The sequence below is a fragment of the Desulfovibrionales bacterium genome, from assembly GCA_028715605.1.
In the GTDB taxonomy this organism is placed as follows: domain Bacteria; phylum Desulfobacterota; class QYQD01; order QYQD01; family QYQD01; genus QYQD01.
Genome location: JAQURM010000004.1, coordinates 40,511 through 67,245, shown reverse-complemented (window position 1 = coordinate 67,245; position 26,735 = coordinate 40,511). Strand labels below are relative to the sequence as shown.

Annotated in this window: 24 protein-coding genes and 1 pseudogene; 11 read left to right on the top strand and 14 right to left on the bottom strand. The window is 49.3% G+C overall.

Features of this window, described 5'->3' with window-relative positions; genetic code table 11:
- Positions 1-41: 41 nt before the first annotated feature.
- The 8 genes from atpA to PHT49_06050 all read right to left on the bottom strand — a co-directional run bounded on the left by atpA (position 42) and on the right by PHT49_06050 (position 8,921).
- Entirely contained in the window at positions 42-1,562 is a 1,521-nt protein-coding gene (gene atpA / locus PHT49_06085) for a F0F1 ATP synthase subunit alpha (GenBank protein ID MDD5451448.1), read from the bottom strand.
- Positions 1,562-2,113, bottom strand: a complete 552-nt coding sequence (gene atpH, locus PHT49_06080; GenBank protein ID MDD5451447.1) for an ATP synthase F1 subunit delta — start codon at positions 2,111-2,113, stop codon at positions 1,562-1,564. Before atpH ends, atpA begins: the two co-directional genes overlap by 1 nt.
- Positions 2,110-2,721, bottom strand: coding sequence for a F0F1 ATP synthase subunit B (atpF, locus tag PHT49_06075; protein ID MDD5451446.1), 612 nt, complete (start codon positions 2,719-2,721; stop codon positions 2,110-2,112). The genes atpH and atpF overlap by 4 nt, the downstream gene beginning before the upstream one ends.
- Positions 2,721-3,146 (bottom strand): ATP synthase F0 subunit B, encoded by a 426-nt coding sequence (locus tag PHT49_06070; GenBank protein ID MDD5451445.1) that lies wholly within the window; start codon positions 3,144-3,146, stop codon positions 2,721-2,723. Before PHT49_06070 ends, atpF begins: the two co-directional genes overlap by 1 nt.
- Before the next feature lie 227 nt (positions 3,147-3,373).
- Entirely contained in the window at positions 3,374-4,483 is a 1,110-nt protein-coding gene (gene rodA, locus PHT49_06065) for a rod shape-determining protein RodA (protein MDD5451444.1), read from the bottom strand.
- Positions 4,473-6,371 (bottom strand): penicillin-binding protein 2, encoded by a 1,899-nt coding sequence (mrdA, locus tag PHT49_06060; protein MDD5451443.1) that lies wholly within the window; start codon positions 6,369-6,371, stop codon positions 4,473-4,475. Before mrdA ends, rodA begins: the two co-directional genes overlap by 11 nt.
- A 662-nt stretch (positions 6,372-7,033) precedes the next feature.
- Positions 7,034-7,873, bottom strand: a complete 840-nt coding sequence (gene mreC, locus PHT49_06055; protein MDD5451442.1) for a rod shape-determining protein MreC — start codon at positions 7,871-7,873, stop codon at positions 7,034-7,036.
- A gap of 13 nt (positions 7,874-7,886) precedes the next feature.
- Positions 7,887-8,921: a rod shape-determining protein gene (locus tag PHT49_06050; GenBank protein MDD5451441.1), complete on the bottom strand. Its 1,035-nt coding sequence runs from the start codon at positions 8,919-8,921 to the stop codon at positions 7,887-7,889.
- Positions 8,922-9,242: 321 nt separating this feature from the next.
- Between PHT49_06050 and PHT49_06045 the strand changes: the two genes are divergently transcribed.
- The 11 genes from PHT49_06045 (at position 9,243) to ahcY (ending at position 19,324) form a co-directional block, all read left to right on the top strand.
- On the top strand, positions 9,243-9,827 hold the full coding sequence (locus tag PHT49_06045; protein ID MDD5451440.1) for a TetR/AcrR family transcriptional regulator: 585 nt from the start codon (positions 9,243-9,245) through the stop codon (positions 9,825-9,827).
- A 203-nt stretch (positions 9,828-10,030) separates the two neighbouring features.
- Complete coding sequence (fbp, locus tag PHT49_06040) at positions 10,031-11,056, top strand: class 1 fructose-bisphosphatase (protein MDD5451439.1); 1,026 nt, start codon at positions 10,031-10,033, stop codon at positions 11,054-11,056.
- A complete protein-coding gene (fba, locus tag PHT49_06035) occupies positions 11,056-11,979 on the top strand; it encodes a class II fructose-1,6-bisphosphate aldolase (protein MDD5451438.1) in 924 nt (307 codons plus the stop codon). Before fbp ends, fba begins: the two co-directional genes overlap by 1 nt.
- A gap of 2 nt (positions 11,980-11,981) precedes the next feature.
- Entirely contained in the window at positions 11,982-12,983 is a 1,002-nt protein-coding gene (gene tsaD, locus PHT49_06030; protein ID MDD5451437.1) for a tRNA (adenosine(37)-N6)-threonylcarbamoyltransferase complex transferase subunit TsaD, read from the top strand.
- Complete coding sequence (locus PHT49_06025) at positions 12,980-13,435, top strand: DUF2062 domain-containing protein (GenBank protein MDD5451436.1); 456 nt, start codon at positions 12,980-12,982, stop codon at positions 13,433-13,435. Before tsaD ends, PHT49_06025 begins: the two co-directional genes overlap by 4 nt.
- A 43-nt stretch (positions 13,436-13,478) precedes the next feature.
- Positions 13,479-14,318 carry a 16S rRNA (adenine(1518)-N(6)/adenine(1519)-N(6))-dimethyltransferase RsmA gene (gene rsmA, locus PHT49_06020; protein ID MDD5451435.1) on the top strand — a complete coding sequence of 280 codons (840 nt, stop codon included), beginning with the start codon at positions 13,479-13,481 and terminating at the stop codon, positions 14,316-14,318.
- A gap of 195 nt (positions 14,319-14,513) precedes the next feature.
- Positions 14,514-15,371: a pantoate--beta-alanine ligase gene (gene panC / locus PHT49_06015; GenBank protein ID MDD5451434.1), complete on the top strand. Its 858-nt coding sequence runs from the start codon at positions 14,514-14,516 to the stop codon at positions 15,369-15,371.
- Positions 15,372-15,376: 5 nt separating this feature from the next.
- Positions 15,377-15,724, top strand: a complete 348-nt coding sequence (locus tag PHT49_06010) for an aspartate 1-decarboxylase (protein MDD5451433.1) — start codon at positions 15,377-15,379, stop codon at positions 15,722-15,724.
- A 5-nt stretch (positions 15,725-15,729) separates the two neighbouring features.
- Positions 15,730-16,338: a DUF502 domain-containing protein gene (locus tag PHT49_06005; protein MDD5451432.1), complete on the top strand. Its 609-nt coding sequence runs from the start codon at positions 15,730-15,732 to the stop codon at positions 16,336-16,338.
- A 336-nt stretch (positions 16,339-16,674) separates the two neighbouring features.
- A complete protein-coding gene (gene metK / locus PHT49_06000; protein ID MDD5451431.1) occupies positions 16,675-17,841 on the top strand; it encodes a methionine adenosyltransferase in 1,167 nt (388 codons plus the stop codon).
- Between the two features lie 226 nt (positions 17,842-18,067).
- Positions 18,068-19,324: an adenosylhomocysteinase gene (gene ahcY / locus PHT49_05995; protein ID MDD5451430.1), complete on the top strand. Its 1,257-nt coding sequence runs from the start codon at positions 18,068-18,070 to the stop codon at positions 19,322-19,324.
- 71 nt (positions 19,325-19,395) lie between these two features.
- Here ahcY and ppsA read toward each other — a convergent pair whose 3' ends face one another.
- The 6 genes and pseudogenes from ppsA to PHT49_05965 form a co-directional block, all read right to left on the bottom strand.
- Positions 19,396-21,852 carry a phosphoenolpyruvate synthase gene (gene ppsA, locus PHT49_05990; GenBank protein MDD5451429.1) on the bottom strand — a complete coding sequence of 819 codons (2,457 nt, stop codon included), beginning with the start codon at positions 21,850-21,852 and terminating at the stop codon, positions 19,396-19,398.
- Positions 21,853-21,985: 133 nt separating this feature from the next.
- A complete protein-coding gene (locus PHT49_05985; GenBank protein ID MDD5451428.1) occupies positions 21,986-23,050 on the bottom strand; it encodes a chemotaxis response regulator protein-glutamate methylesterase in 1,065 nt (354 codons plus the stop codon).
- Between the two features lie 213 nt (positions 23,051-23,263).
- On the bottom strand, positions 23,264-24,145 hold the full coding sequence (locus PHT49_05980; protein MDD5451427.1) for a protein-glutamate O-methyltransferase: 882 nt from the start codon (positions 24,143-24,145) through the stop codon (positions 23,264-23,266).
- A gap of 252 nt (positions 24,146-24,397) precedes the next feature.
- Complete coding sequence (locus PHT49_05975; protein ID MDD5451426.1) at positions 24,398-24,934, bottom strand: chemotaxis protein CheW; 537 nt, start codon at positions 24,932-24,934, stop codon at positions 24,398-24,400.
- 419 nt (positions 24,935-25,353) lie between these two features.
- Positions 25,354-26,025, bottom strand: a pseudogene (locus tag PHT49_05970) (methyl-accepting chemotaxis protein).
- Positions 26,026-26,455: 430 nt separating this feature from the next.
- On the bottom strand, positions 26,456-26,695 hold the full coding sequence (locus tag PHT49_05965; protein ID MDD5451425.1) for a hypothetical protein: 240 nt from the start codon (positions 26,693-26,695) through the stop codon (positions 26,456-26,458).
- Positions 26,696-26,735 lie beyond the last annotated feature (40 nt).

Sequence of the window (26,735 nt, the reverse complement as noted above, 5' to 3'; positions counted from 1 at the left end):
ACTCTTATCTCATGAAATTGATGTTAAAGTCTTTATTACCCCTACAAGCCCTTGGAGGCCTTGAAGGCGCCCCGATACTCGTCAAGGGCCTTCCTCATCTTTGCCTCCAGGCTATCGTCTATGGTCTTCTTTTCCCTTAATTCTTTAAAAACATCAGGGTGTTTGCTTTCGATAAATGGGTAGAGCCCGTCCTCATAAGCCCTCAATGCATCTATAGGATGCTCATCCAGATATCCCCTTGCACCGGCAAAGAGAATAGTGATCTCTTTCTCCATAGGCAGGGGCTGGTACTGCGGCTGTTTGAGGATTTCTACCAAGCGGGCACCCCGATTGAGCTGCGCCTGCGTGGACTTGTCAAGGTCGCTACCGAACCCGGCGAAGGCCGCCAACTCTCGATACTGGGCCAGATCTAATCGAAGCGTACCGGCAACCTGTTTCATGGCCTTGACCTGCGCCGCCCCACCCACGCGGGAGACGGACAGACCAACGTTAATCGCCGGCCTGACACCTGCGAAAAACAGTGCGGGTTCAAGATAGATCTGACCATCAGTAATGGAAATAACGTTGGTTGGGATATAGGCAGAGACGTCGCCGGCCTGGGTCTCAATAATAGGTAACGCCGTCAATGAACCACCCCCCAGTGCATCATTCACCTTGGCGGCCCTCTCTAATAATCGGGAATGGTTATAGAAGATATCACCCGGATAGGCCTCGCGCCCTGGAGGCCGCCTGAGCAGCAGTGAAAGCTGCCGATAGGCTACAGCCTGCTTGGAAAGGTCGTCATAGATAATCAAGGCATGCCGCCCGGTATCACGGAAATACTCACCCATGGTACAACCGGCAAATGCAGCCACGTACTGCAACGGCGCGGGGTCACTGGCACAAGCGGCCACGATCGTCGTATACTCCATGGCCCCGTGACGCCGCAACGCCTCGGCAACCAATGCCACGGTTGATTTCTTCTGGCCGACCGCGACATAGATGCAGAAGACGTCCAGGCCTTTTTGGTTAATAATGGCATCCACACCAATGGCAGTTTTTCCGATCTGTCGGTCGCCGATGATGAGTTCTCGTTGTCCTCGACCCACCGGCGTCATAGCGTCGATAGCCTTAAGCCCCGTGTACATGGGCTCCTTAACCGGCTGCCGGGCAATAACACCAGGGGCGATCATCTCTATCCGGCGCGTCTCCTTGACCTCAATTGGCCCCTTACCATCCAAGGGACTTCCAAGGCCATCGACTACACGTCCTACAACGGACTCACCCACCGGCACCTCGGCGATGCGGCCCGTACGTTTGACGACGTCGCCCTCTTTGATGTGCTCCACGTCTCCCATGACAGCACAGCCCACGTTATCCTCTTCCAGATTAAGAGCAACACCCATAATGCCACCCGGAAATTCCAGAAGCTCCATGGCTTGGCAATTCTCGACCCCATGGACACGGGCAATACCATCACCTACAGATAGGACAATGCCTGTCTCCTTGAGGTCAATCTTTTTCTCATACTCTTTAATCTGGCCCTTAATAATCTGACTAACTTCTTCGGCTCGTATCTGCATTATGATACCTCACCCCTCTTTAAAATTTCTTTTATATCCCGTAATTGAGTTCTTACACTCCCATCCCAAACCATGTCTCCCGCTCTCACCACCAGTCCCCCTATAATAGAGGGATCCTCTTCTGTATTAAGGATAACCTTTTTGCCGGTGACCTTTTCCAATGCCTTTTGGACGCTCTGTTTTACATCCTCAGCCAGGGAAATAGCAGCCGTAACCACCGCCCTTTTAACCCCCATAAATTCATCGGTTAACTTCTGATGCAGCACGGCAATGTCAGGAACAGAAAGTATACGCCTTTTTTCCACCAGAAGCTTCATGAAGTTGCTCATGATAGGGCTGAGTTTGAGAGTTACGGCCAGATCACTCATCAATCTGGCCTTAATATCAGTAGGATAGACCGGATTGGTTAAGGCATCTCTTAATTCAGGAGATCCCTGTAGGATCTGCGCAAAGCCATTTAACTCCTGCTGATAAGCCTCCAGCTTATCCTCCTCTTTGCCAACCACAAAAAGTGCCTTGGCGTATCTTTTGGCAACTATCTTACTGATCAATTTGTATGCACCACCTTCGCAATATATTCGTCGATCAATTTCTTGTGATCTGATTCATTAAGATTCTTCTTAATTAGATCTTCAGCCAGCTTAACTGAAAGCTCGGCTGCTTCAGCACTTAAGACCAGCTTAGCCCGCTTCATCTCTTGCTCCACCGCAAATTGAGCCTGTTTCTTTATTGATTCAGCAGTCTTCTCGGCATCTTCGATGATCCGCTTTTTCTCGGCCTCACCCTGCTCAATATATTCTTGAATTACTTTTTTGGCCTCCTGCTCGATGGTCGAAAGTTTTCTCTCGTACTCAGCATACCTCTTTTCTGCCTCAGACTTTTTTACATCCAGATCATCAAAGTTATCCTTAATCGAGGCTTGCCGACCGGAAAGGAGATTGCTTACAGGCTTTTTAAGTACCTTAAAGAGCACGGCAGCCAGAATTGTAAAATTCATAGTCCGCCAGACAAGATCCCACCATAGCACACTACTGTATCCATGCCCCTCACCATGCCCTGAGGCAAATACCGTCGTATAGTACAGTAAAACCGATATAATCGTTAGAGCCTGTGCGGCGATCACTATAAAAAACCGCTTACCATTACTCTGATCACCCATCAAATACTCCTCCCCAAAATCTTGGCCGCTATGTCAGAAGCAAACCCCGATACCTGCCCTTTCAGTTCCTCTTTCGCCTTGTTAGCGTCCTGGTCAATCTGCGACAACATCTGGGACTTAGATGCCTCGGCCTCACTACGGGTCTTGGAAATAATCTGTTTCTCCTCGCCAAGGCCCTCATTTTTTAAGTTTTCCTTTTCCTTGTTCCCTCGCTCGTGAGCCCCGCTCATTTTAACCTTAAAGTCTTCAAGCCTCTGGCTGGCGTTCTTAATAAGCCCCTCTATCTCACGCTCCAGGCCCGACACCTTCTCTTTTCTCTCTGTTATAATTTTACGCAAGGGCCGATAAAGGATGAGATTCAGGATAACCATCAGGGCCAGGAAATTAGCCAACTGTATCAACAAGGTAATATCTATATCCAGCATCCGTTTACCCCTCACTTAAAGGAAGTTTCAGCTTATAAAAAAGGAATCATCATGATTAGTGAATAGCAATTCAGCAGACTAGAAAGGCTTTTACATGATTTAACACCCCGTGTCAATGTTTTTTTACTATGTTTTTAAAAACTATTTGGGCATAATTATGGGACAAACGAGGCAAGTCAAAATCTGAAGCGGGTTTTTTAAATAATCTCCGGACATCAAGGCTCGGATTACGGGCCTTTTTGCAACATAAACCGCCGCATACGGATGTTAAGAAGCAGGCCGATACCGGTCAGGGTAGTGATGGCTGAAGAACCACCATAACTGATCAAGGGAAGAGGGACTCCGACCACAGGCATCAGGCCAAGAACCATGCCCACATTTACCACTAAATGCCAGAATATCATGGCCAATATACCAAACGCCAAAAAGGTGCCGAACTTTTCCTTTGAACGGATAGCGACCTGCAAGGCCAACAGGATAAGCAAAAAATAAAGAATAATCAGCAGAATCGATCCCATGAAACCCCACTCTTCCGCAAAGACGGAAAAGGCAAAATCAGTATGCTGCTCGGGAAGAAAATCGAGTTTGCTTTGTGATCCCGCTAAATAACCCTTTCCCAATATCTTGCCGGACCCCACCGCTATCTTAGACTGAAGGGCATGATAACCAGATCCCAGGGGGTCTCTTTCCGGCCAGAGAAAAGATTCCACCCTCTTTTTTTGATAATCCTTTAATAAAGACCAGATGAACGGCACAGAGGTCAGCCCAAAACCCAGCAAGGTCAAAAATGCGCCCCATTTTATACCTACAAAAAGGACCATTGACGCCAGTATAAACAGGAGTAAAAGGCTCGTCCCTAAATCCGGCTCCTTAACGATAAGAATAAAGGGGAGCAAAACAATACCCGCCGGCGCCAGGAGGTCACTTAGTCCATAGCCCTTTTTAACATCCTTGTGATAAAAATAACTGGCCAGCGCAATAACCGTCGCCAACTTGGCCAGCTCTGATGGTTGAAAAACCAGGGAGCCGAAACCTAGCCACCTTTGAGAGCCGGAAACTGTCTTCCCAACAAACAATACGGCCACCAAGGTTATTATAGAACCCGCATATATGTAAGGAGCCCACTCAGCTATCCGCCGGTAATCAAAAGATAGAACGACAATCATAATGACCCCGGACAGGCCCAGCCAATAAAGCTGCCTTAGATAAACTGTAGTTGCAGAACCAGTAGCAGAATAACCGGCGCTATAAAGATTCAAAACTCCTAACATTGATAAAAGTAGCACTACCCCAAGTAATGGCCAATCAAAGTTGGTTATATACCTCCTATCTATCATTTGCACCCCCTGTGCGAACCAAGGTCGCCTCCGGGCTGGACTTTTTGCTAAAATATTCTTCCAAAACCGCTCTGGCTACGGGAGCAGCTATTGAACCACCATGCCCGCTATGTTCAACTAAAACCGCGATTGCTATCTCAGGGTCCTCCACCGGGGCAAAGGCCACAAACCAGGCATGGTCCCGATACTTATAAGGTATGGCGTTTACGTTCTTCTCACGGTAGGCGGGCAAACGAACCACTTGGGCCGTCCCGGTCTTGCCTCCGACCATAACTGTGCTGAGCCGGCACGCCCCCCCCGTACCGTGCGGCTCATTTACCACCCCGGCCAGGCCATCCCGTATTATTTCCAGGTTACGTTGGGAAACCGGGACCTTACTATCTATTATGGGCTTAAACTGTTTTATTATCTTGCCGTCAAGACTAACGATTTTTTCCACAAACTGGGGACGATAAAGCACTCCCCCATTGGCCACAGCAGAGATCACACGCAGCATCTGGAGAGGAGTGACCAGATCAAAACCCTGGCCGATGGCTATAGAAATCGTCTCCCCCTCCTGCCAGGGCACCTTAAATCGTTTTAATTTCCATTCGGGAGTAGGCACCAGTCCTGACTTTTCATGCTCCAATTCTACCTTGGCAGGTGATCCCAGACCAAAACCTTGCGCGTAGCGTGCCAGACGTTTTACTCCCAGTCTTCTCCCCATTTCATAGAAATAAAAGTCGCATGACCGCACAATACCTTTATGCATAGCCACGCTGCCATGTCCTTTTTCCTCCCAACACCTATAGACCCGGTTGCCAAAAGGATAATAGCCGCTGCAATATAGTGGAGCGGTAGGATCAATGACCTTCTCTTCCAGCGCGGCCGCCATGGTTATAATCTTATAAGTAGAACCCGGGGGATATTGCCCTTGAATAACCTTATCCGGCAAGGGCCGCAAAGGATCATTTACCAGACCTGACCACTCTTTCCGACTTAATCCGTGGAGAAAGGCTTCCAAATCAATATTAGGACAGCTCGCCCAAGTCAGTATCTTTCCATTTCTGGGATCCATGGCTACGACTGCCCCTGAGCGACCAGCCATAGCATCTTCAGCCACCCTTTGCAGGTCGGCGTCCAGGGTGAGATGGATATTATTCCCGGAAACGGGTGGGATATCTCCATAAACACTTATCACCCGGCCGGCGGCATCGACCTCTACCTGCCTGCCGCCGCCTATACCCGCCAAATCCGCCTGATAAACCTTCTCCAGGCCGCATCGCCCAACGAATTCACCCAACCTGACGTTCTTAAATAATTCGCCCTTCAATTCCTTTTCATTTATTTCTCCCAGGTAACCAAACAAGTGTGCGGCCATATTCCCATAAACATAGTTTCTCTTAGGTTCAATCTCTATGGTTACGCCGGGCATCTCAAACCTGTGCATCTCTACCAAGGCCACGGTATCTGCATCCACATCTTCACATAAGCGTATAGGCATATAACGGGGCATATTCTTCGCCGCCACCACCTTTTCCCATAGTGAGGCCGGACTTTTCTTCAAAAGGGAGCTCAACCGGTTAAGCAGCTTATTTATGTCTTTTACGTCTTCACGAACCAGGGATATGCTGAAAGACGGCCGACTTTGCACCAGCACCTGCCCATGCCGATCCAGGATATCTCCCCGTGGACCCGGCATGTATTGGATACGGAGGCAATTTCTCTCCGAGCGTTTGAGGTATTCGTCACCTTTTATGATCTGGAGATACCAGAGGCGGGCAAAAAAAACGGCAAAAACGACTATGACGAATACTGTAATCCGGTCAAATCTCCTGTGGTATTCCTCGATTTCTGCCGGATCAAATGCCCTTATGCGTAGATCTCTTTTTGAACCTGTCTGCCTCACAATAGACCACTTATCCGGTAAGACTCAAAAATCATAACCACTTAATAAATCCTAGCGCGAGACCTCACGTGCTTCCCGTAACCCAAACAACCGGTCAAAATAATCGTAACAAATGAAAAAGATAGGGCTTAACAGAGATGTCAGGAGACTTTGAAGAAATACCATCCAAACGTGATGCCACCAAATTACTCCATCCATGAATACCAAATCCAAAACCAGCAGGCCTAAGTTAGCCAAAAAACTTACGGAAAAAATAATAGCCATTTGATAATAGATATTTTTTACGATCAGATTATGTGAGATAACCTTTACTAATAAAAAAAGTATGGCATAAACGAGTACATGCATGCCCAAGGCGCTGCCTGCAAATGTATCCACCAATATACCTAAAGAAAAAACCAACAAACCGCTCTGGATCCCATTTAGGTAAAGTGAGACATATATAATTAAGAGGGGCAACCCGTCAATTTTAAGTTTCCATAAAGGCAGATGATAGAATAGAGTCGTTTCCAGGATCAATAATACGCAACCCAGTAAAAATAAAAAAAACATATTCGGTCACTTTATCCCATGCAACTATTTAGCCACTAGGGCGCCAAGATAGATAATCCTCTTAATCCTCACTTAGCCTTCGTGTCTCGGTGACTTTGTGGCGCCAGATCCTATTCCATTATAGAGCTTTTTTCTAAAACAACCAATGCTTCCTCTATATCAGAAATATTAACACAGGGGACCACTTCGATATGTTGAAATAATCCCGGACGAGAACTCCTGGCCTTAATAACCCTCCCGACAGGCAACCCCTTCGGGAATATACCCCCCACCCCGGAAGAAATTACTATATCCCCGGGGTTAACATCGTCACGAATGCCGACGTAATCTAAATAACAGACTCCACCGGATTCTCCCTTGAGCACTCCCCTTACCCTGCTTCTCTGCACAATGGCATCGACAGCGCTGTTCCGGTCTGTAATCAGTAAAACCTTTGCATAGTGCAGGGAGACACTTATAATCTGGCCAACAACGCCATCGGCAGCTATAACCGCCATCCCTCTTTGAAGTCCATCGTCAGAGCCACGGTTAATAATCATGGTATTAAACCAGACCGTGGGGTCGTACCCAACAACCTCTGCCGACAAAAGGGGCAGGGGCACCGTCTCTTTAAAATTTAACAGTTTCTTGAACCGGATATTGGCAATAATGGCTTCACGATACTCATTGTTTTTACTGCGCAGCCGTTCGATTTCCTTTCTCAACAATCTATTTTCCTTTTGCACGCCAACCAAGTAGATATAATCATGCCCAAAAGCAGCAATTCCCCTCTGAATGAAGAGGATCCCTTTCTGGATGGGAGCAAACAACTCTACACCAACCTTCTGCCAGGGGCCAAAATCTCTGTTTTTCCCTATACTGGAAACAAGGAGTACGAAAAGGATAACAGCCAACAGACCGGTTAAGATAAAAATTTTCAGACGATTAAGAGGTCTTTCCTTTTTTCGCATCAAGACATCCGTACTACTGTATAGCGATCTCTTTCAGGATACCGATATTGTCCAGAATTTTTCCAGATCCCAGCACTACGGATGAAAGAGGGTCATCAGCAATAATAATAGGCAACCCGGTTTCTTCTCTTAATAATTTATCCAGATTACGCAGAAGAGCGCCTCCACCTGTAAGAACTATCCCCTTATCAACAATATCTGCTGCCAGCTCGGGAGGTGTTTGTTCCAAAGCGACCTTCACCGTCTCCACTATAGCATCTACCTGTTCGGTTATGGCCTCCCGCACCTCGTCGGCATCTATAGTAATTGTTTTGGGGACTCCCGAGACGAGATCCCGGCCCTTTATTTCCATGGTGTCATAAGGTTTCTCCGGCATTACGTTGCCGATAGTAGTCTTTATCATCTCAGCAGAGTGTTCGCCGATCAATAAATTATACTTCTTCTTGATATATTGTAAGATGGCCTCATCCATTTTATCTCCGGCCACTCTAACCGACCCCGAATAAACAACCCCGGACAGAGAAATAACAGCTACCTCCGTAGTACCGCCTCCAATATCCACTATCATATTGGCCGTAGGCTCGGTTATGGGCAGACCTGCGCCCACGGCCGCAGCCATGGGTTCCTCAACCAGATAAACTTCCCGTGCCCCTGCTGATTCTGCAGATTCCTTGACCGCCCTTTTTTCCACCTGGGTTATCCCCGAAGGGACACTGACAATAATACGTGGGCGCACCAAGGTCCGCCTGTTATGCACCTTGGTAATAAAATAACGGAGCATGGCCTCAGTTACCTCAAAATCGGCAATAACGCCATCCCTCATAGGACGGATAGCCTTTATGTTGCCCGGCGTCTTTCCCAGCATCATTTTTGCCTCTTTACCCACGGCCAGGACCTTGCTGGCACCTCTAACATCCTTTCTCACCGCTACAACCGAGGGTTCTCTTAAGACAATACCTTTCCCTTTGACGTAGACCAACGTATTCGCAGTACCCAGGTCAATGGCCAGATCGTTAGATAACCACCCCAATATAGAGTCAAACATCATACCCTCTTCTCCTTAATTTTAATGGAAAAAACCCTTAAATTTTAACCGGTTCTCCCGCTTTTCTTATTTTCTAGCCTTTCACAATAACCCGTGTAATAACAAGGGTCAATATCTTTTTTATGCATAATATGCATACTTACCTTTTTACCTAAATATCTATATCGTTCAATTCAATAAAATAATTCACTCATTTTGAGATTTTAATGAAAATCCGATGAAAATTATCTTGACAAAATCCATGGAATCTTATTTCATACATATATTATGAATGAGCAACCATTCATAAGGGATTTTTTCTGAGCCAAATAAGCCTATAACTCTGTGAAAGCCACCGACAAACATCAGAAGATTATCCAGGCCGCCGTTAAAATTTTTGCCCGGAACGGTTTTTTTAACTCGCGTATCTCAGAAATCGCCAAAGAAGCAAATGTGGCAGACGGCACGATATATCTTTATTTTAACAATAAATATGACATACTCATCTCCCTCTTTGAGGAAGAGATGGGGGAAATTATAACCAACATGCGGGAAGAACTGGCCAAAGAAGAAAACCCGCTCAAACAATTGGAGATTTTTTCCCGGGTTCACCTGAAAATTGTAGAAGAAAACAGAGAAATGGCCGAGGTGCTCCAGGTCGAAATCCGGCAGAGCAGTAAATTCATGAAGGAATATCGCAATAAAAAATTTGCTGAGTATGTAAATATAATCTCTTCCATTATAAAAAAGGGCCAGGAACAAGGCCTCATCCGCAAAGACGTCATGCCGGGCATAGCCAAGCGGGCTTTTTTCGGAGCCTTAGATGAAATGTCCCGTTTCTGGATACTCTCCCCTCAAAAAAAATACAGCACGCATACTGCAGCCAAACAGATCAGCGATTTCTTTATTCGCGGAATTGCTGTATCCTGAAAAATAGCCATCAGCTATCAGCCTTCAGCTTTCAGCTTTTGGCTGTTTTAGGCCTTGGCTTTTTCAGTGACTTTGTGGTAAAAAACAAACAAAGTGAATGTCATTAGTCAATAGTCATTTGTCACTGGTAGAATTTGATCAATCTTCCACACTTAACATGACCGGTGACGTTGCCTATCGTACGGTTATTGAGGAGATAAGCCATGCCATCTCTATTAGGAACAACGGTCATAGAACACCTGCTGACCACCCAGAAGGCCCACCCCGAGGCTACCGGTGCATTCACGCGTTTGTTATCCGAACTCATTGTGGCCGCCAAAATCATCTCTCGCGAGGTAAACAAGGCCGGCCTGGTGGACATACTGGGATATGCCGGACGAGAAAACATCCAGGGAGAGCAGGTACAGAAGCTGGATGAATTCGCCCATAGGACCATCGTTGAGCGTATGGCCCACACCGGAGAATTGTGCGCTATGGCCTCAGAAGAAGACCCGGATATAATACCCGTCCCTGAGAGATTTACCAAAGGCAATTATGTCCTGATCTTCGACCCCCTGGACGGTTCATCCAATATCGACGTAAACGTCAGCATAGGCACTATCTTCTCCATTTACCGCCGCGTAACCCCGATGCCTGCCGACCCAACCCTGGAAGATATCCTCCAGAAAGGAAGCAAACAGGTCGCAGCCGGCTACTTTGTCTATGGCTCCAGCAGCATGATGGTCTATACGTCAGGCAGCGGCGTACACGGATTTACACTCCTTCCGAGCATAGGCGAGTTCTTGTTATCCCATGAGAATATCAGGATACCGGAGCGGGGAAGGGCCTTTAGCGTTAACGAAGGCAACTATAGCTATTGGTCGGATGAAGTTAAAAAACTTGTGAGCTATTTTAAAACGCCGGACAGGGAAACAAAAAGGCCGTACACGGGGCGCTATATTGGTTCTCTGGTGGCGGATTTCCATCGCAATCTCCTGCATGGCGGTATATTTATGTACCCTCCGGACAAAAAAGACCCCAAAAAGCCCCTTGGCAAACTGCGCCTCATGTGTGAGTGCAACCCGCTGTCCTTTGTCGTGGAGCAGGCCGGCGGCTATGCCAGCACCGGCTTCCAGGGCATACTTGATCTCGAGCCCAAGGAATTGCATCAGCGTGTGCCGCTTTACATAGGAAGCAAAGAAGATGTACTTATTGCCGAACAGTTCATAAAAGGAGAAAGGAGATCCTGATGCCGCTTGTACCTGCCAAAGACATATTGCTTAAAGCTTACCGGGAAGGCTACGCCATCGGGGCCTTTAATTTTGTTAATATGGAGATGTTACAGGCCATTTTACAGACGGCCAATAACCTGCGCGCCCCGGTCATTATCCAGGCTTCAGAAGGAGCCATCAGTTATGCCGGACTATCGACCATCGTATCCATGGCCAGAACACTGGCCGGAGAGGTAGATATCCCCGTAGCCCTGCATCTGGATCATGGGCACAAGCTGGAAACGATCAGGGCCTGTATTCAGGCCGGATTTACCTCGGTCATGATCGACGCCTCTCACCTGCCTTATACTGAAAACGCGGCCCTGACCGGACAGGTCGTAGAAATAGCCCACCAATCCGGGGTCTCGGTAGAAGCCGAACTGGGCCGCCTCATGGGTGTAGAGGATACCGTATCCGTAGCGGAAAGAGACGCCATATTCGTCGATCCTGAAGAGGCCAGCCGTTTTGTTCAGGAGACAAATGTTGACTCTCTGGCTCCGGCCGTAGGGACATCGCACGGGGCCTTCAAATATAAAGGCGCTGCCCGCCTCGACCTGGAACGACTAAAAAAGGTTAAAGAAAAGACGGGGATACCCCTCGTCCTGCACGGCGCGTCTTCTATCCCGGCTGACCTTCTTCAAGAGGCCATTGATTCCGGCATCCCGGTTGGGGAGGCCAAGGGCGTACCCCTGGAAGAGGTGCAAAAGGCTATCAAGCTAGGCGTAGCCAAGGTTAACATCGATACGGACCTCCGGCTTGGTTTCGTCAGTGCCATGCGCCGCATCCTGGCGGAAAAGCCGGAGACTTTCGACCTGAGAAAAATCCTGGGGCCGGCCCGGGAAAAAGTAGCACAAATCATTGCAGGCAGGATACAGGCCTTGGGCTGTGCCAACAGGGTCTGAACGTGCTCATCCTGGGTATCGAAAGCTCCTGTGATGAGACGGCCGCGGCTGTCGTCCGGGACGGAAAGATCATATTATCCAGTGTGGTAGCCTCCCAGATGGACGTGCATCGCCGTTACGGCGGCGTCGTACCGGAACTGGCCTCCCGCAAACACATCGAAGCCATCTATCCTGTCGTGGAAGAGGCCTTAGAACAAGCCGGGATATCTTTAAATGGCATTGATGCCATAGCCGCCACCCAGGGGCCGGGGCTGGTAGGGTCACTACTGATCGGCCTCTCCTTTGCCAAGGCCCTTTCTTATGGGCGGGAACTCCCCCTCATTGGCGTGAGCCACATTGAAGGACACCTTTTATCTATTTATCTGGAAGAAGATCCCCCTTCTTTCCCCTATGTAGCCCTTATGGCCTCAGGCGGGCATACCGCTCTGTACTACGTCTCTGACTTTACAGGTTATCGCCTTCTGGGCCAGACGCGGGATGACGCCGCCGGCGAGGCCTTCGATAAGGTGGCAAAAATGCTTGGGCTTGGTTATCCAGGAGGAGAGGTAATCAGCCGGCTGGCCGAACAAGGGAACCCTAAAAAAATCAATCTCCCCCGGGCCGTTATCAGCAAGGATTCCTTCGACTTCAGCTTCAGCGGTCTTAAGACCGCAGTAGCCAATTATATACGCCGTTGCCGGGAAAACCGGCTACCAATGCCCTACGAAGATATGGCAGCCGCCTTTCAGGAGGCCGTAGTTGATGTCCTGGTTAACAAGACCATGAAGGCTGCCCTGCAATATAAGGTCAAAAATATTGTCGCGGCAGGCGGGGTAGCTTCTAATCGCCGTTTAAGGGAAGCCCTCGGCGCGGCCGCAAAACAGGCCGGGATTAAGGTCTTTATCCCGGATCCGTCCCTTTGCACGGATAATGCCGCTATGATTGCGGTGGCCGGATACCATCGTTTCCGTAAAGGAGAGGTTTCCGGCCTGGACCTCGATGCCTATTCCAAAAATAGACTATGACTTTAAAAAGGACATTAAGATACTATTATTTCCGCATAAAGAACCTCAAGGGCAATCCCCGGTCGATTGCCTCCGGCATGGCCATTGGTGTCTTTATCGGCCTTACCCCAACCATACCATTCCACACGGTGATGATCCTCCTGATAACCTCTCTATTGAGCAGCAGCCGCATAGCTGGGCTTATCGGGGCCATTGTAATCAGTAATCCCGTCACCATACCCATCTACTATTACCTGGCCTATTACCTCGGGAAATGGGTCACCTCTTTTGAAATGAAACTGCCACATACCTATTCTATTATCGATATAGCCCGCGCCGGCTGGGAGTTAGCGCTCACTATGCTCATTGGTGGAGTGATCCTCGGCATTATACCAGCGGTTATTACCTATTTCCTTACACTTTACATCTTTAAGCGCCTCAGGACAAAGCGCCGGGCCAGACGGTCCATATAAACATATAACCCGGACACTATTTAAACTTTGAACTAAGCGCCCAATGACCAGCCCGCAAGGATTACTAAAAAAGTACGAAATACGGCCCTCAAAGAGCCGGGGGCAAAATTTCCTTATAAACCCGGATATTGCTAGGGCCATAATTAAAAAGGCGGGATTTGGGGCAGAGGACATAGTCATTGAAGTGGGCATGGGCCTGGGCATTCTCACCGTTCCTCTGGCCGCCAGGGTCAAAAAACTCATCAGCTTCGAAGTTGACCCGCGCCTGATTGCTATCGTGAAGGAAGAATATACCCTCCCTTCCACGCTGGAAATAGTACACCAGGACATACTGAAAGTTGACTTTCAGGCATTGGGAAGAGAACATGGACAAAAACTAAAGATAATAGGGAACCTGCCTTACTATATTTCCAGCCCTATACTTTTTAAGATATGGGAATGTCGGTCTTTGTTTAAAAATGCCTTTGTCATGCTCCAAAAGGAAGTGGCCGAAAGGATCGTCGCCCCGCCCGGCGGTAAAACATATGGCATCCTTGCCGTGTTCTTCAATTATTGCGCCGCCATCGAAAAGGTCTTGAAAGTGCCTGCCGCTCAATTCTATCCAAGACCGGAAGTGGATTCTACGGTCCTGGGGTTTCACCTACGCCCCCCGGAGGTAATCGCTGAGGATGAATCCCTCTTTAAAAAAATAGTCAAAAGCGCCTTCCAGAAACGGCGCAAGACCCTGCAAAATGCCCTCTCTGGAGTTGACTTTTCTCCTGAACTGATTAGAAGCGTCCTGGGAACCCTGAACATTGATGGACAGAGAAGGGCTGAAACCCTGGGGGTTAATGATTTTGTGCGGATAAGCAATCTGCTGAGAAAAGCGGCTATCAGATGTTAGCTTTCAGCCATCAGCTATCAGGAGGACTGGCGGCCGGCTTATGGCGACCCGCCTGTCCTCAGGTGTTAAATGGCTTGGCTCTGTGTCCTCTGTGTGCTCCGCGGTAAATAGTTGCTAACTAACAAAACTTGACAAAAAGAAAGGGCAGTTGTTAAATTGCGCCCGCATCAAGACAGCGATTTAATACTGTGAACTATGAAGATAATAAAATCCGTGGCCAGGATGCAATCCCTGGCCATGCAAAAAAGGACTGAAGGCAAACGGATTGCCCTTGTCCCTACCATGGGGTTCTTCCATGCGGGACATATAAGCCTCATGACCTATGCCCGTAAAAGATGTGACCTCCTGGTGGTGAGCATCTTTGTAAACCCCATGCAATTCGGCCCTTCAGAGGACCTTGAACGCTATCCGCGTGACCTTAAACGCGACCGAGTAATGGCTGAAAAGGCCGGAGCGGATGTCCTCTTCTGTCCGTCCGCACAAGACATGTACCCACGGGGATTTCAGACGTACGTGGAGGTGGAACAACTAACCCAACCGCTCTGTGGCCGTCGCCGACCGGGACACTTTCGCGGGGTAACCACGGTAGTAACTAAACTTTTTAATATCGTACAACCTCATGAAGCCATATTCGGGCTGAAAGATTACCAGCAATGGCTGACCATCCGCCGTATGGCCGGTGATTTAAACATGGCAGTCAAGGTTACAGGCCGGCCCATCGTCCGTGAAAAAGACGGCCTGGCCATGAGTTCGCGCAACACCTGCTTATCCCCGGCAGAGAGAAAGGCGGCGCTCAGCCTTCAACAGGCCATTTCCGTGGCTAAGGATCTGGTCCGTAAAGGAGAAAAAGGCCCTGAGCGGATAAAGAAGGCTATAAAAGAACTGATAACTTCATATAATAGCGCTAAGATAGAAATAGAATATATCAGTTTTTGTCATCCGGAGACATTAGATGAACGAGATATAATCAACGATAAGACCTTGCTGGCCATAGCCGCCCGGGTAGGAAAAACACGTCTTATCGACAATTGTCTTTTATCGCCAGGAGAATAAACAAAATGCAGAGGCTTATGCTGAAATCGAAACTGCACCGCGTAAGGGTAACGGAGGCCGATCTGAATTACGAAGGCAGCCTGACCATAGACGCCTCTCTTATGAAGGCCGCAGGCATCTTACCTTTCGAAATGGTCCGGGTCTATAATATAAACAACGGCGAACGTTTTGAGACTTACGCTATTGAGGGCCTGCCTGATTCCGGCGTTATCTGTCTTAATGGCGCAGCGGCCCGCAAGGGAGTGGTCGGCGATCTGCTCATAGTAGCCACTTACGCCCTTTACAGCGAAGATGAATTGGCAGGCTACAGACCGCGCCTTGTACACGTAGATAAAGACAACCGCATCGTTTGACCCCTATGAAGCGATTCATAAGCAAGATAAAAAATCTATTTTTGACCGGGCTTTTAATTCTCATCCCCATCTTCGTGACGATATACGTCGCAACAGGGATGATAAATTTTATTGATTCAATCGGGGACATCCTCCCGAAGAAACTCAATCCTGAGACCTATCTACCTTTCCATATCCCGGGCCTGGGCATCATATACACCGTAATTGTAGCCCTGATTGCCGGGCTTCTGGTCCGCAACTATATCGGCAAAAAGGCCCTGGGCTACTGGGAAATGGTCGTAAATAAAATCCCCTTGGTCAGGGTGCTCTACGGCGCCCTCAGGCAGGTCTCGGAGGCCATATTTGTCAAGGGCGATACCCAGTTTAAAAAGGTAGTATTGATTGAATATCCCCGCCGGGGTATTTATAGTCTTGGTTTTATCACCGGAAAGGCCGGCGATAAACTGTCCGCAAGCACCCGTCCTCACATGGTCGGTGTTTTTGTACCCACAACCCCTAACCCCACCTCTGGATTCTATCTTATAGTACCGGAAGAAGATATTATTAATGTGGATATCTCTATCGAAGATGCCTTTAAGCTTATCCTTTCGGGTGGTATGGTTAGTCCAAGCTAAACCCCCGGCGACATCACTTCCTAAGACGAACCCCGCGTTAAGTAGAGCTAAATAATTTCTTGATACTAATATTGATGGTCTTGTAAAAAGTCGTTTTCTCACGCAAGGCGTAACGACCTCAAAGAAAAATGAAAATCTGGAAATCAAGAAATCAGGAATAGAACGGTATTTTTTCATGAGTTCCTGAGTTCCAAATCTTATTCTTTTTACATCCTTGGCGGCTTTGCGTGATATTTTGGACCTTTTGCGAGATCATCAATATTATGAGCCTTAATAGCTTGACAAGGATAGAGTCATCTGTTTATATACCGCAAGTTTGCAAGAGGAGGACGCACTATGTTCATGAAAAATTGCCTTTTTACCTCAGAATCGGTTACCGAGGGACATCCGGATAAAGTAGCTGACCAGATCTCTGATGCTATCCTTGACGCTATACTGGAAAAGGATAAAATGGGCCGGGTGGCCTGTGAGACATTGGTGACTACCGGCATGGTCCTGTTAGCCGGCGAGATCACTACGGATTGCTATGTAGATATGCCGCAAATTGTACGCGGCGCCATAAAAGAAATCGGCTATACAGATTCATCCATGGGTTTTGACTGGCAGACCTGTGCTGTTCTTTCCAGCATCGATAAACAGTCTCCGGATATTGCACAGGGCGTAAACGGCACCGGCCTCTACCATGAAATGGGAGCCGGCGATCAGGGCCTCATGTTCGGCTATGCCTCTGACGAAACCCCGGATTTCATGCCCATGCCTATCTGGTATGCCCACAAGCTGGCTATGCGCCTGGCTGAGGTGCGAAAGAAGGGAATACTTACCTTTTTGAGACCGGACGGCAAGACCCAGGTTACGGTCCGTTATGTCAATGGAGAGCCGGTATCCATACCAACCGTGGTTATTGCCGCCCAACATACCCCGGAGGTATCCTATAAAGAGATTAAAGAGGCCATTGTTGAGGAAGTTATCAGGAAGGTCATCCCGGCGCACCTCATGACCGACGATACCGAATACCTGATCAATACGACCGGCCGTTTTGTCGTGGGCGGGCCGCTGGCCGATTGTGGCGTCACCGGGCGAAAAATCATTGTCGATACCTATGGGGGCCGTGGACACCACGGCGGCGGGGCCTTTTCCGGAAAAGACCCCTCTAAGGTGGATCGCAGTCCCTCCTATATGGCCAGATATGTGGCCAAGAATGTAGTGGCCGCCGGTCTGGCGCGGGAATGTGAGGTTCAGGTGGCTTATAGTATCGGTCTGGCCAGGCCGCTTTCCATCAACCTAAATACCTATAGCACAGAGGCCATCCCTAACGACCGGATTGTTAAGATCATTACAGAGAATTTCAGCTTCAAGCCGGCCGACGTTATTAGCTATTTGGATTTAAGGCGCCCCATATTCAAGAAAACAGCGGCTTACGGACACTTCGGCCGGCCGGAGCCGGAGTTCACGTGGGAAAAGCTGGATAAGGTGGAATTATTGAAAGACAAAGCCGGGCTATAATCATAAAAGTGACGAGTAATGAGTACTGAGTGATGAGTTAAGTTCAAATTTAAAAAACCAAAGCTCAAAACGTCACTGGTCAATGGTCATTAGTCATTGGTCAAGTTTGGGAGAAAGATACACACCTCTTACCATTGACAGATGACTATTGACTTCTACGCTAGACGTTTTAAGCTTTGGGCTTTGGCATTTATTTGAACTTTGAACTTTTTAGTAAGGAGTCAGCATGAAACACCACATTAAAGACGAAAAACTCGCTGATAAAGGAAAACTCCGGATAGAATGGGCCGGCCAGAGTATGCCCGTGCTCAATATTATCCGGGATCGCTTTGAAAAGGAAAAGCCGCTCAAAGGTATGCGCATTGCCGCCTGTCTCCATGTGACCACGGAAACAGCGGCCCTGATGGAGACACTAAAGGCCGGGGGCGCGGATGTGGCCATCTGCGCTTCTAATCCCCTCAGCACACAGGACGATGTAGCCGCCTCTTTGGTTAAGAATAGCGGCATCCCTGTCTTTGCCATTAAAGGTGAAGACCATGATACCTACTACAGCCACATCCGCTCTGTGCTGAAAATAAAACCTATGATAACTATGGATGACGGCGCCGACCTGGTATCGACGCTCCATTCAGAGAAAAAAGACCTTATCCCCTCTATCCTGGCCGGCACAGAAGAGACAACCACCGGAGTCATCCGGCTACGCAGTATGGCCATGGATAAGGTCCTTGGTTATCCTATAATCGCCGTAAATGACGCCAAGACCAAACACTTCTTTGATAATCGCTACGGAACCGGTCAGAGCACCATCGACGGCATCATCAGGGCCACCAATCGTCTCCTGGCCGGAAGCGTCTTTGTGGTCTGCGGTTATGGTTGGTGCGGCCGGGGATTAGCTAGCCGGGCCCGGGGCATGGGAGCGCGGGTTATTATTACCGAGGTTGATCCTCTGAAGTCGCTGGAAGCGGTCATGGATGGCTATGCCGTCATGCCCATGGAAGAAGCCACCCGGATCGGGGATATTTATTGCACACTTACCGGTAATATCCATGTCATACGCAAGGAACACTTTCTTAAAATGAAAGATGGGGCCATCGTCTCCAACTCCGGCCACTTTAACGTCGAGCTGGACCTTGACGGCCTGGCGGAGGTAACCGAAAAAAGGCGCATGATCCGGGAATATGTAGAAGAATATACACTGGCCAACGGCAAACGGGTTTACGTATTAGGAGAAGGACGGCTCATTAACCTGGCTGCGGCCGAAGGGCATCCATCGAGCGTCATGGACATGAGTTTTGCCAATCAGGCCCTGTCCGCCGAATACATAGCAAAACACCATGGTCAGATGAGAAAAGAGGTTTACCCGGTTCCGGAAGAGATCGACCGCCGGATCGCCTTAATGAAACTCCGGTCTATGGGAATACACATAGATAAGCTGACGGCAGAACAGGAAAAATACCTTAGTTCATGGGAAATGGGAACGTAAGAGACAGAAAAATAAAGCAAGAGAGCTTAAGGCTCAAAGCTTTCAGCTCTCTTGCTTTCAGCTATTGCAGATTACGGTTTGATCCCCAGCTTCTTCTCCCTCTCCGCCACGAGCAGTCTGGTCTTGACCGCCGTGTCCGGGTTCAGGCTCATAGAGTCAATCCCGCATTCCACAAGAAACTCAGCGAATTCGGGAAAATCGCTCGGCCCCTGTCCACAGATGCCTATCTTCCTCTTGTTGGCCCTCGCCACCTTAATAACCTGGGCAATTAAGCGCTTCACCGCCTCATTACGTTCATCGGAAATATGGGAGATAAGCTCTGAATCCCGGTCTAACCCCATGGTCAACTGGGTCAGGTCATTAGAACCGATGGAGAACCCGTCGAATACCTTGGAAAACTCATCAGCCAGCACAACATTGCTGGGTATCTCGCACATCACATAGACTTCCAGCCCCTTTTTGCCCTGAACCAGGCCGTATTTCTTCATAACCTCGATTACTTTCTTCCCTTCTTCCACAGTCCGGCAGAATGGAACCATGACCTTGACATTGGTCAGGCCCATCTCATCCCTCACCTTGAGTAGCGCTTTGCACTCCAGCGCAAAAGCAGATTCATAGGCCGGATCATAATAGCGCGAAGCCCCACGCCAGCCGATCATGGGGTTGCTCTCGACCGGCTCATAAAGAAATCCACCGATTAAATTAGCGTATTCGTTGGTCTTGAAATCGGAAAGACGCACAATAACATCATTGGGATAAAAACCGGCGCCGATCCGCCCGATACCCTGGGCCAGAGTATCTACAAAAAATTGCACCTTGTCTTTATAATGGGGAGTGCGCAGATCGATCTGCTCTATTACCTTTGCTATTTTCTTATCTTTCCGCGCCTTTCCCTTAAGCTCTTTGTAATGGATGAGCGCCAGGGGGTGTATGCCGATATGAGAATTGATGATGAACTCCTCCCGTGCCAGGCCGACGCCATCATTCGGAATCTGGCCCTGGATGAAGGCCCTTTCCGGGATACCTACATTCATCATTATCTTGGTGCGGGTTTGGGGCAATTTCTTCAGGTCAGTGCGTTCTACCTTATACTTCAACATGCCTTCATATATATGGCCGGTTTCTCCTTCACAGCATGACACAGTAACAGTCTGGCCGGCCCTTAAGACCTTATCCGCCTTTTCTGTCCCAATAACACAAGGGATACCCAATTCCCGGGACACGATAGCCGCATGGCACGTCCGCCCGCCGCGGTTAGTGACGATGGCCGCAGCGATCTTCATGATCGGCTCCCAGTCCGGGTCGGTCATATCCGTCACCAACACCTGCCCCGGCTTGAAATCCAGGATGTTTTTAGAACTCTTAATAAGATTTACCTTGCCCTGACCTATCCTGGAGCCGACCGCCTGCCCGGTGACAAGGAGCTTTCCTGTCTCTTTCAAGACGTATGTCTCTATAAAATTGACATCCTTCTGGGAATGCACTGTCTCCGGCCTGGCCTGTACGATATAGAGCTTCCCGGTCCCTGCCTTTTTGCCGTCTCCATCCTTGGCCCACTCGATGTCCATAGGCTTGAAATAACCGGCCTCTTTACTGTAGTGATCTTCAATCACACAGGCCCAACGCGCCAGGGTAGCCAGTTCTTCATCCGAAAGCACATACTGATTTCTCTCAGTAAGCGATGTCGGCTTATTAACAATTGGTTTTCTCAAGTTGTTCGTATAAACCATCTTTATCTCTTTGGTCCCCAGTTTCTTGACGACTATGGGCATCTTGCCGTTCTTGAGGGTCGGCTTAAAGACATAAAATTCATCGGGGTTGACCGCTCCCTGCACCACGTTTTCACCCAGACCCCAAGCGCCGGTAATAAAGACCGCGTCTTTGAAGCCGGACTCTGTATCAATAGAAAACATAACGCCGGAGCTGGATGAATCACTTCGTATCATCTTCTGGACGGCTATGGATAAATAGACATCAAAATGACCAAATCCCTTGTCCTGCCTGTAGGAAATGGCCCGGTTGGTAAACAGACTGGCAAAACATCTCTTACAGGCATCCATAAGATGTTCTTCCCCCCGGATATTCAGATAGGTCTCCTGCTGGCCGGCAAACGAGGCATCGGGTAAGTCTTCGGCAGTAGCAGAAGAACGGACCGCAACGTCCACACCAACCCCGTACTCCTTCTCCATCCGTTTATAGGCATCAGCAATAGTCTTTGTGAGATCATCCGGGAAAGGGGCGTTACGCACTACATTGCGCACCTTTTCTCCACGCTGCATCAGGTCTTTAATATTGTGGGTATCCAACCCTTCCAAAATTTCCCGTATCTTTTTATCGACACCGGACGTCTTGAGCAGATATTTGTAAGCCTCAGCCGTTATGGCAAAACCACCCGGGACGTTGACGCCTTTCCTGATCAGTTTTTGATACATCTCTCCCAGTGAAGCGTTTTTCCCGCCGACCAACGGAATATCCTTGATGCCTATCTCGTCAAACCATAGTATAAACCGATTTTTGCTCTTACCCATAAACACGCCCCCTTCTATGATTGCGTTCTAATTTCTAAAACTTCCTGCATAGTAGCAAAATTTTATAGAAAGTTACAACAAAAAATAGCAGCCGCCTTCAGCTTTGAGCCTTGAGCTTTCAGCTTTCAGCCCTTCATCCCGAACATATCTTGATAACCTCTCTCGGAATAGCGGGCAGCGGCAATATCTTATCTACGGCGCCACGCTTTATGGCCTCTTTGGGCATGCCAAAAACCACACAGGTGGCCTCGTCCTGGGCAATGGTAAAGGCCCCGGCCTCCTTCATTTCCAGCAGCCCCTGAGCGCCATCGTCGCCCATGCCGGTCATGATGACACCGACAGCATTGGTCCCGGCATAGCGGGCCCCGGAGCGAAAGAGCACATCCACAGACGGGCGATGACGGGAGACTAAAGGCCCGTCCTTAATCTCCACATAATACCGGGCGCCACTCCGCTTAAGCAAGGTATGCTTGTTGCCTGGGGCAATCAAGGCCCGTCCGGTTACTACTCCATCGCCATTTTCAGCCTCTTTAACCTCCACCCGGCAAAGGCCGTTCAGCCGCGCGGCAAAGGCTGAGGTAAATTTCTCAGGCATGTGCTGGACAATCACCATGCCCGGGGTGTCGTGCGGCAGGGCCTCGAGGAACGCTCTTAACGCCTCTGTACCGCCGGTGGAAGCCCCGATCAGGACTACCTTCTCCGTGGTTTCGGCCATGGCCTTAGTCTTTGGTTTGGCCATGATTACATCCGCCGTCAGCTTTTCTTCAACTTTTCTGATTTTTCTGGGACGTAATGTGACCTGAGCCGCCGCCTTAACAGCGTCGCAGATGCGTATCCTGGACTCCTCCAGAAACTGCTTTGTCCCCATCTTGGGCTTCTCGATGATCTCCACTGCGCCATATTCCAGGGCCTGAAGGGTTGTCTGGGCGCCCTGTGTAGTCAGTGTCGAGCAGATAACCACGGGTATGGGATGCTGAGCCATAAGCTTGCGCAGGAAGGTGATACCATCCATGCGCGGCATCTCTACATCCAGGGTAATAACATCCGGCACAGCCTTTTTCAGGCGCTCCGCCGCTACATAAGGATCCTGCGCGGTAGCGATTACCTCGATATCCGGATCAGAGTCTAATATCTCGTTCAGCGTCTGCCGCACTACAGCAGAGTCATCGACGACCAGCACCTTGATTTTCTCGCTCATTTTATCCCCGTGTCTAACTGTATATTGTCAAAATTAACCACAGTGAATACAGCGCGGCATAACCGCAATCAAAAGCGCTTTGCGCGAATTCCAAATGACAAAATCCATCCGCCTTAGACGGATAAAAAAAGCTCAAATGCCAAATGAAGCCCAAAGTTCAAATGACAAAAATGCCTATGTGGATAAACTTGGGCATTTGACATTTGAACTTTTTTACATCTTCCTATAAACCGTCGGGCTGGCCAGTTTAAAATCCGTCTCCATCCCGTGCAGGGTCTCCGAATGGCCGATGAACAGATACCCTCCGTCAACGAGATGCTTATAAAACTTCTTTATCAACCTGGTTCTGGTCCCCTGGTCGAAATATATCATGACATTGCGGCAAAAAATAAAATCCATAGACCCGTGGAAAGGAACGGAGTCGTCCATAAAATTATAATGCTGAAACCCCACCCGGTTGCGCAACTCCGGCGCCACACGATAATAACCCTCCTGTCCCTTTGTCCCGCGCAGGAAATACTTCCTCAGATAATCCTCGGGAATACCTTGAATTTCCGGCCCGGCATAAACTGCGCGCCGGCCCTTATCCAACATGCGGTGTGATATATCCGTAGCCAGGATAGAAAATTCACCGCCCCCGTAAGCCTTAAGATACTCTATCATGACCATAGCTAAGGTATAAGGTTCTTCTCCCGAGGAACAACCTGCGCTCCAAGCCGTGATTTTCCCCTCGCCTACGCAGCGTACCCGGGTCGCCAACTCCGGCAAGACCACCTCTTTTAAGAACTTAAAATGGCCTGCCTCCCGGAAAAACTCGGTCTTGTTGGTGCTGATCATATCGATAGTATGTGGGAATTCGGCCTGCCGGCCCTCCGGACTGGTTATGTAATTGTAATAATCAAAAAAAGAATGCAGCTCAAGGGCTCTGAGGCGTTTTAGCAATCGTGAAACAAGCATGTTCCTTTTAGCAAGGGGAAGGGTTATCCCGGCATGGCGGTACACAAGATCGCTGAACAGGGCAAACTCCTGGTCAGACATGTCAGGAGGATTAAAAATGGGAATATTCGCATGTAAGCCGGGGGTTATGTCCGCCATAATTTTTGTCTTTTTCGGCTATCAGCAGTCAGCTATCAGCGGCCGGATTTCCAGTCGCGAGTTTTTTAAACTCGTTTCCATCCGAAAATCCCCCTGTATCCCCCTTTCCCAAAGGGGGATTTTAAAATTTTCCCCCCCTTTAGCAAAGGGGGGGATGGGGGGAATTTGGCAGTCATGTAGGGTGGGATCAGCCCACCAAAACTACGCTACGCTGCCAATGATGGTGGGCAAAGCCCACCCTACGTCTGCCTTCTAAATCGCCTGCTCCGTATAAACATTCTCAGAGGTCGCTTTGCCCATCGCATCCGCCTCAATCGCCGGTCCGCTGGCGGCGGACATGAGCGTTATTTCATCGATGGAAAGGATGCAGTTGATATCCAGAATGATGATAAATCCTTCGTTCTGCCTGGCCATGCCCTGGATAAAGTCAGCCCTGAGGCGCATCCCCATCTTGGGCGCCGGTTCGATCTCACCGGCCGGTATCTCCAGGACTTCTTTGACTGAATCCACAAGGCATCCTATCGTGACTGTCTCCCCATCAAGCTCCACTTCCACAATCACAATGCAGGTATCGACGGTTCGCTCTGCCGTCAGCATCCCCAGTTTTAAACGCATATCCATAACCGGGACTACGTTGCCTCTTAAATTTATCACGCCGCAGAGAAAATCCGGCATACGCGGTATCCGGGTAATGGTAGTGTACTCCAGCACCTCTTTTACCCTCGAGGTCTCCAGGGCAAAATCCTCTCCGTTTAAGACAAAGGTAAGATACTGCCTGATCTCGTCCATAGTTCTAAACCTCCCTTGATTTAATAGCTCTCAGCTTTTAGCTATCAGCATGAAGCTGGTCCACCGTTCACTGTTAACCGTTTACCGAAAGAAAATATCGGACAACGGTTAACGGATAACGGATAACAAACATGCTGATGGCTGATGGCTACTCAAAATCTTTCAAAATTCTGGTCGTTCTGTCTATCCAGATTAAGAATAACACCTGTAGCATCCTGGCTCCTCGCGGCCGTCTGCCCCACTTCCGCACGCCCAGGCACATCTACGACCGAGGCGACGGTTAAGTCCTTAACCGATTCTGTACTGGGTTTCCCCTTGAGCTTGCCGGTCAGGCCAACGAAATTCCCAACGTTCACTTTTCGCGCCGACATCTTTTTATCGCCTCTCTTCCGCCCTCCCAGCCGCTCGATAAACATATCCACGTTACGCTGCATCTCAATCACCTGCGAGGACGTCTCTTCACTGGTGGAGGCCAGTTCTTCAGAAGCGGCCGCATTCTGCTGTACCACCTGGTCGAGCTGCTGGATGGCCTGGGTGACCTGCCCGATACCGCTGGCCTGCTCCCGGCTGGCCGCATTTATTTCCTGGACGAGTTCAGACGTCTTCTGGATAGCGGGTACTAATTCTTCCACCAGTTTGCCGGCATGTTCGGCCACCTGGAGGCTGCCGCCTAAAAGGTTGGCAATTTCCTGGGCCGCGATCTGGCTCCGTTCCGCCAGCTTCCTCACTTCGGAAGCGACCACGGCAAACCCTTTCCCATGTTCACCGGCCCGGGCCGCCTCAATCGCGGCATTCAGGGCCAGGAGATTGGTCTGTCTGGAGATTTCTTCGATTACGCTCGTCTTCTCGGCAATCTGCTTCATGGCGCCGACCGCCTGTGTCACCGCCTGGCCGCCTTCCCCGGCGTTACCGGCCGCCTTGGTAGCCATAGCCGAAGTCTGGCCGGCGCTGTCCGCATTCTGTGAAATAGACGCGTTCATCTCCTCCATAGATGAAGATATCTCTTCAATAGAAGCGGCCTGTTCCGTAGTGCCCTGGGAAAGCCCCTGGGCCGTAGCGGAAAGCTGCTCCGCGCCTGCCGCCACGTTTTCTACCGCGTCCCCTATGCTCAATGCCGTCTGCCTGAAGCTCCTTATGCCAAGAATGATAAAGATATTTATAATCACGGCTACCACCAGGGCTGCCCCGGCCACTGCCATCAGCAGGTTCCGTCCGTATTCCACATCCTTATCCGACACCAGCTTGGCCGCCTCCACCTCCCTGTCCACCACGGCCACGATCTTCTCTGTACCGGCTATGGTTTTATCAATAACCGTATCCAGCTGGGTATCGAGCATCTGGACTTCTTTGTTTATGCCGCCCCGGCCCTGGGTTAATATCTGGTTAATAATCTTTTCCACCGCACCAAAGGAATTACGAAATTCTGCCAGATGTGTCTTGACCTCGGCAGAAGCAATCCCGTCCAACTCGCCCATATGCTCGCTGACCTCGGCCATTTCCTTCTTGATTACGCCGGCCAATTCATCCCTCTCGGCCGTGGTCTCCGCGGTCAGGAACTCCATAACCCCCCCAGCCGGCATTGGCAAGATGCAGTTGTAGTTCTTTAGCTACGATGGCGCGCTTCATTATGACATCCGAGATGTTCATCAGATGCCCGTCTATGGCCTCCATCTGCCTGATGCCGGTAAAACTGACTACACCCAGGGCGATTACAAGAAAAACAAACGCCCCGATAAGTTTTGGTCCGACTGATACTTTCATCTTTCTACCTCCTTGTAATATAATAGCTGTCAGCATTCAG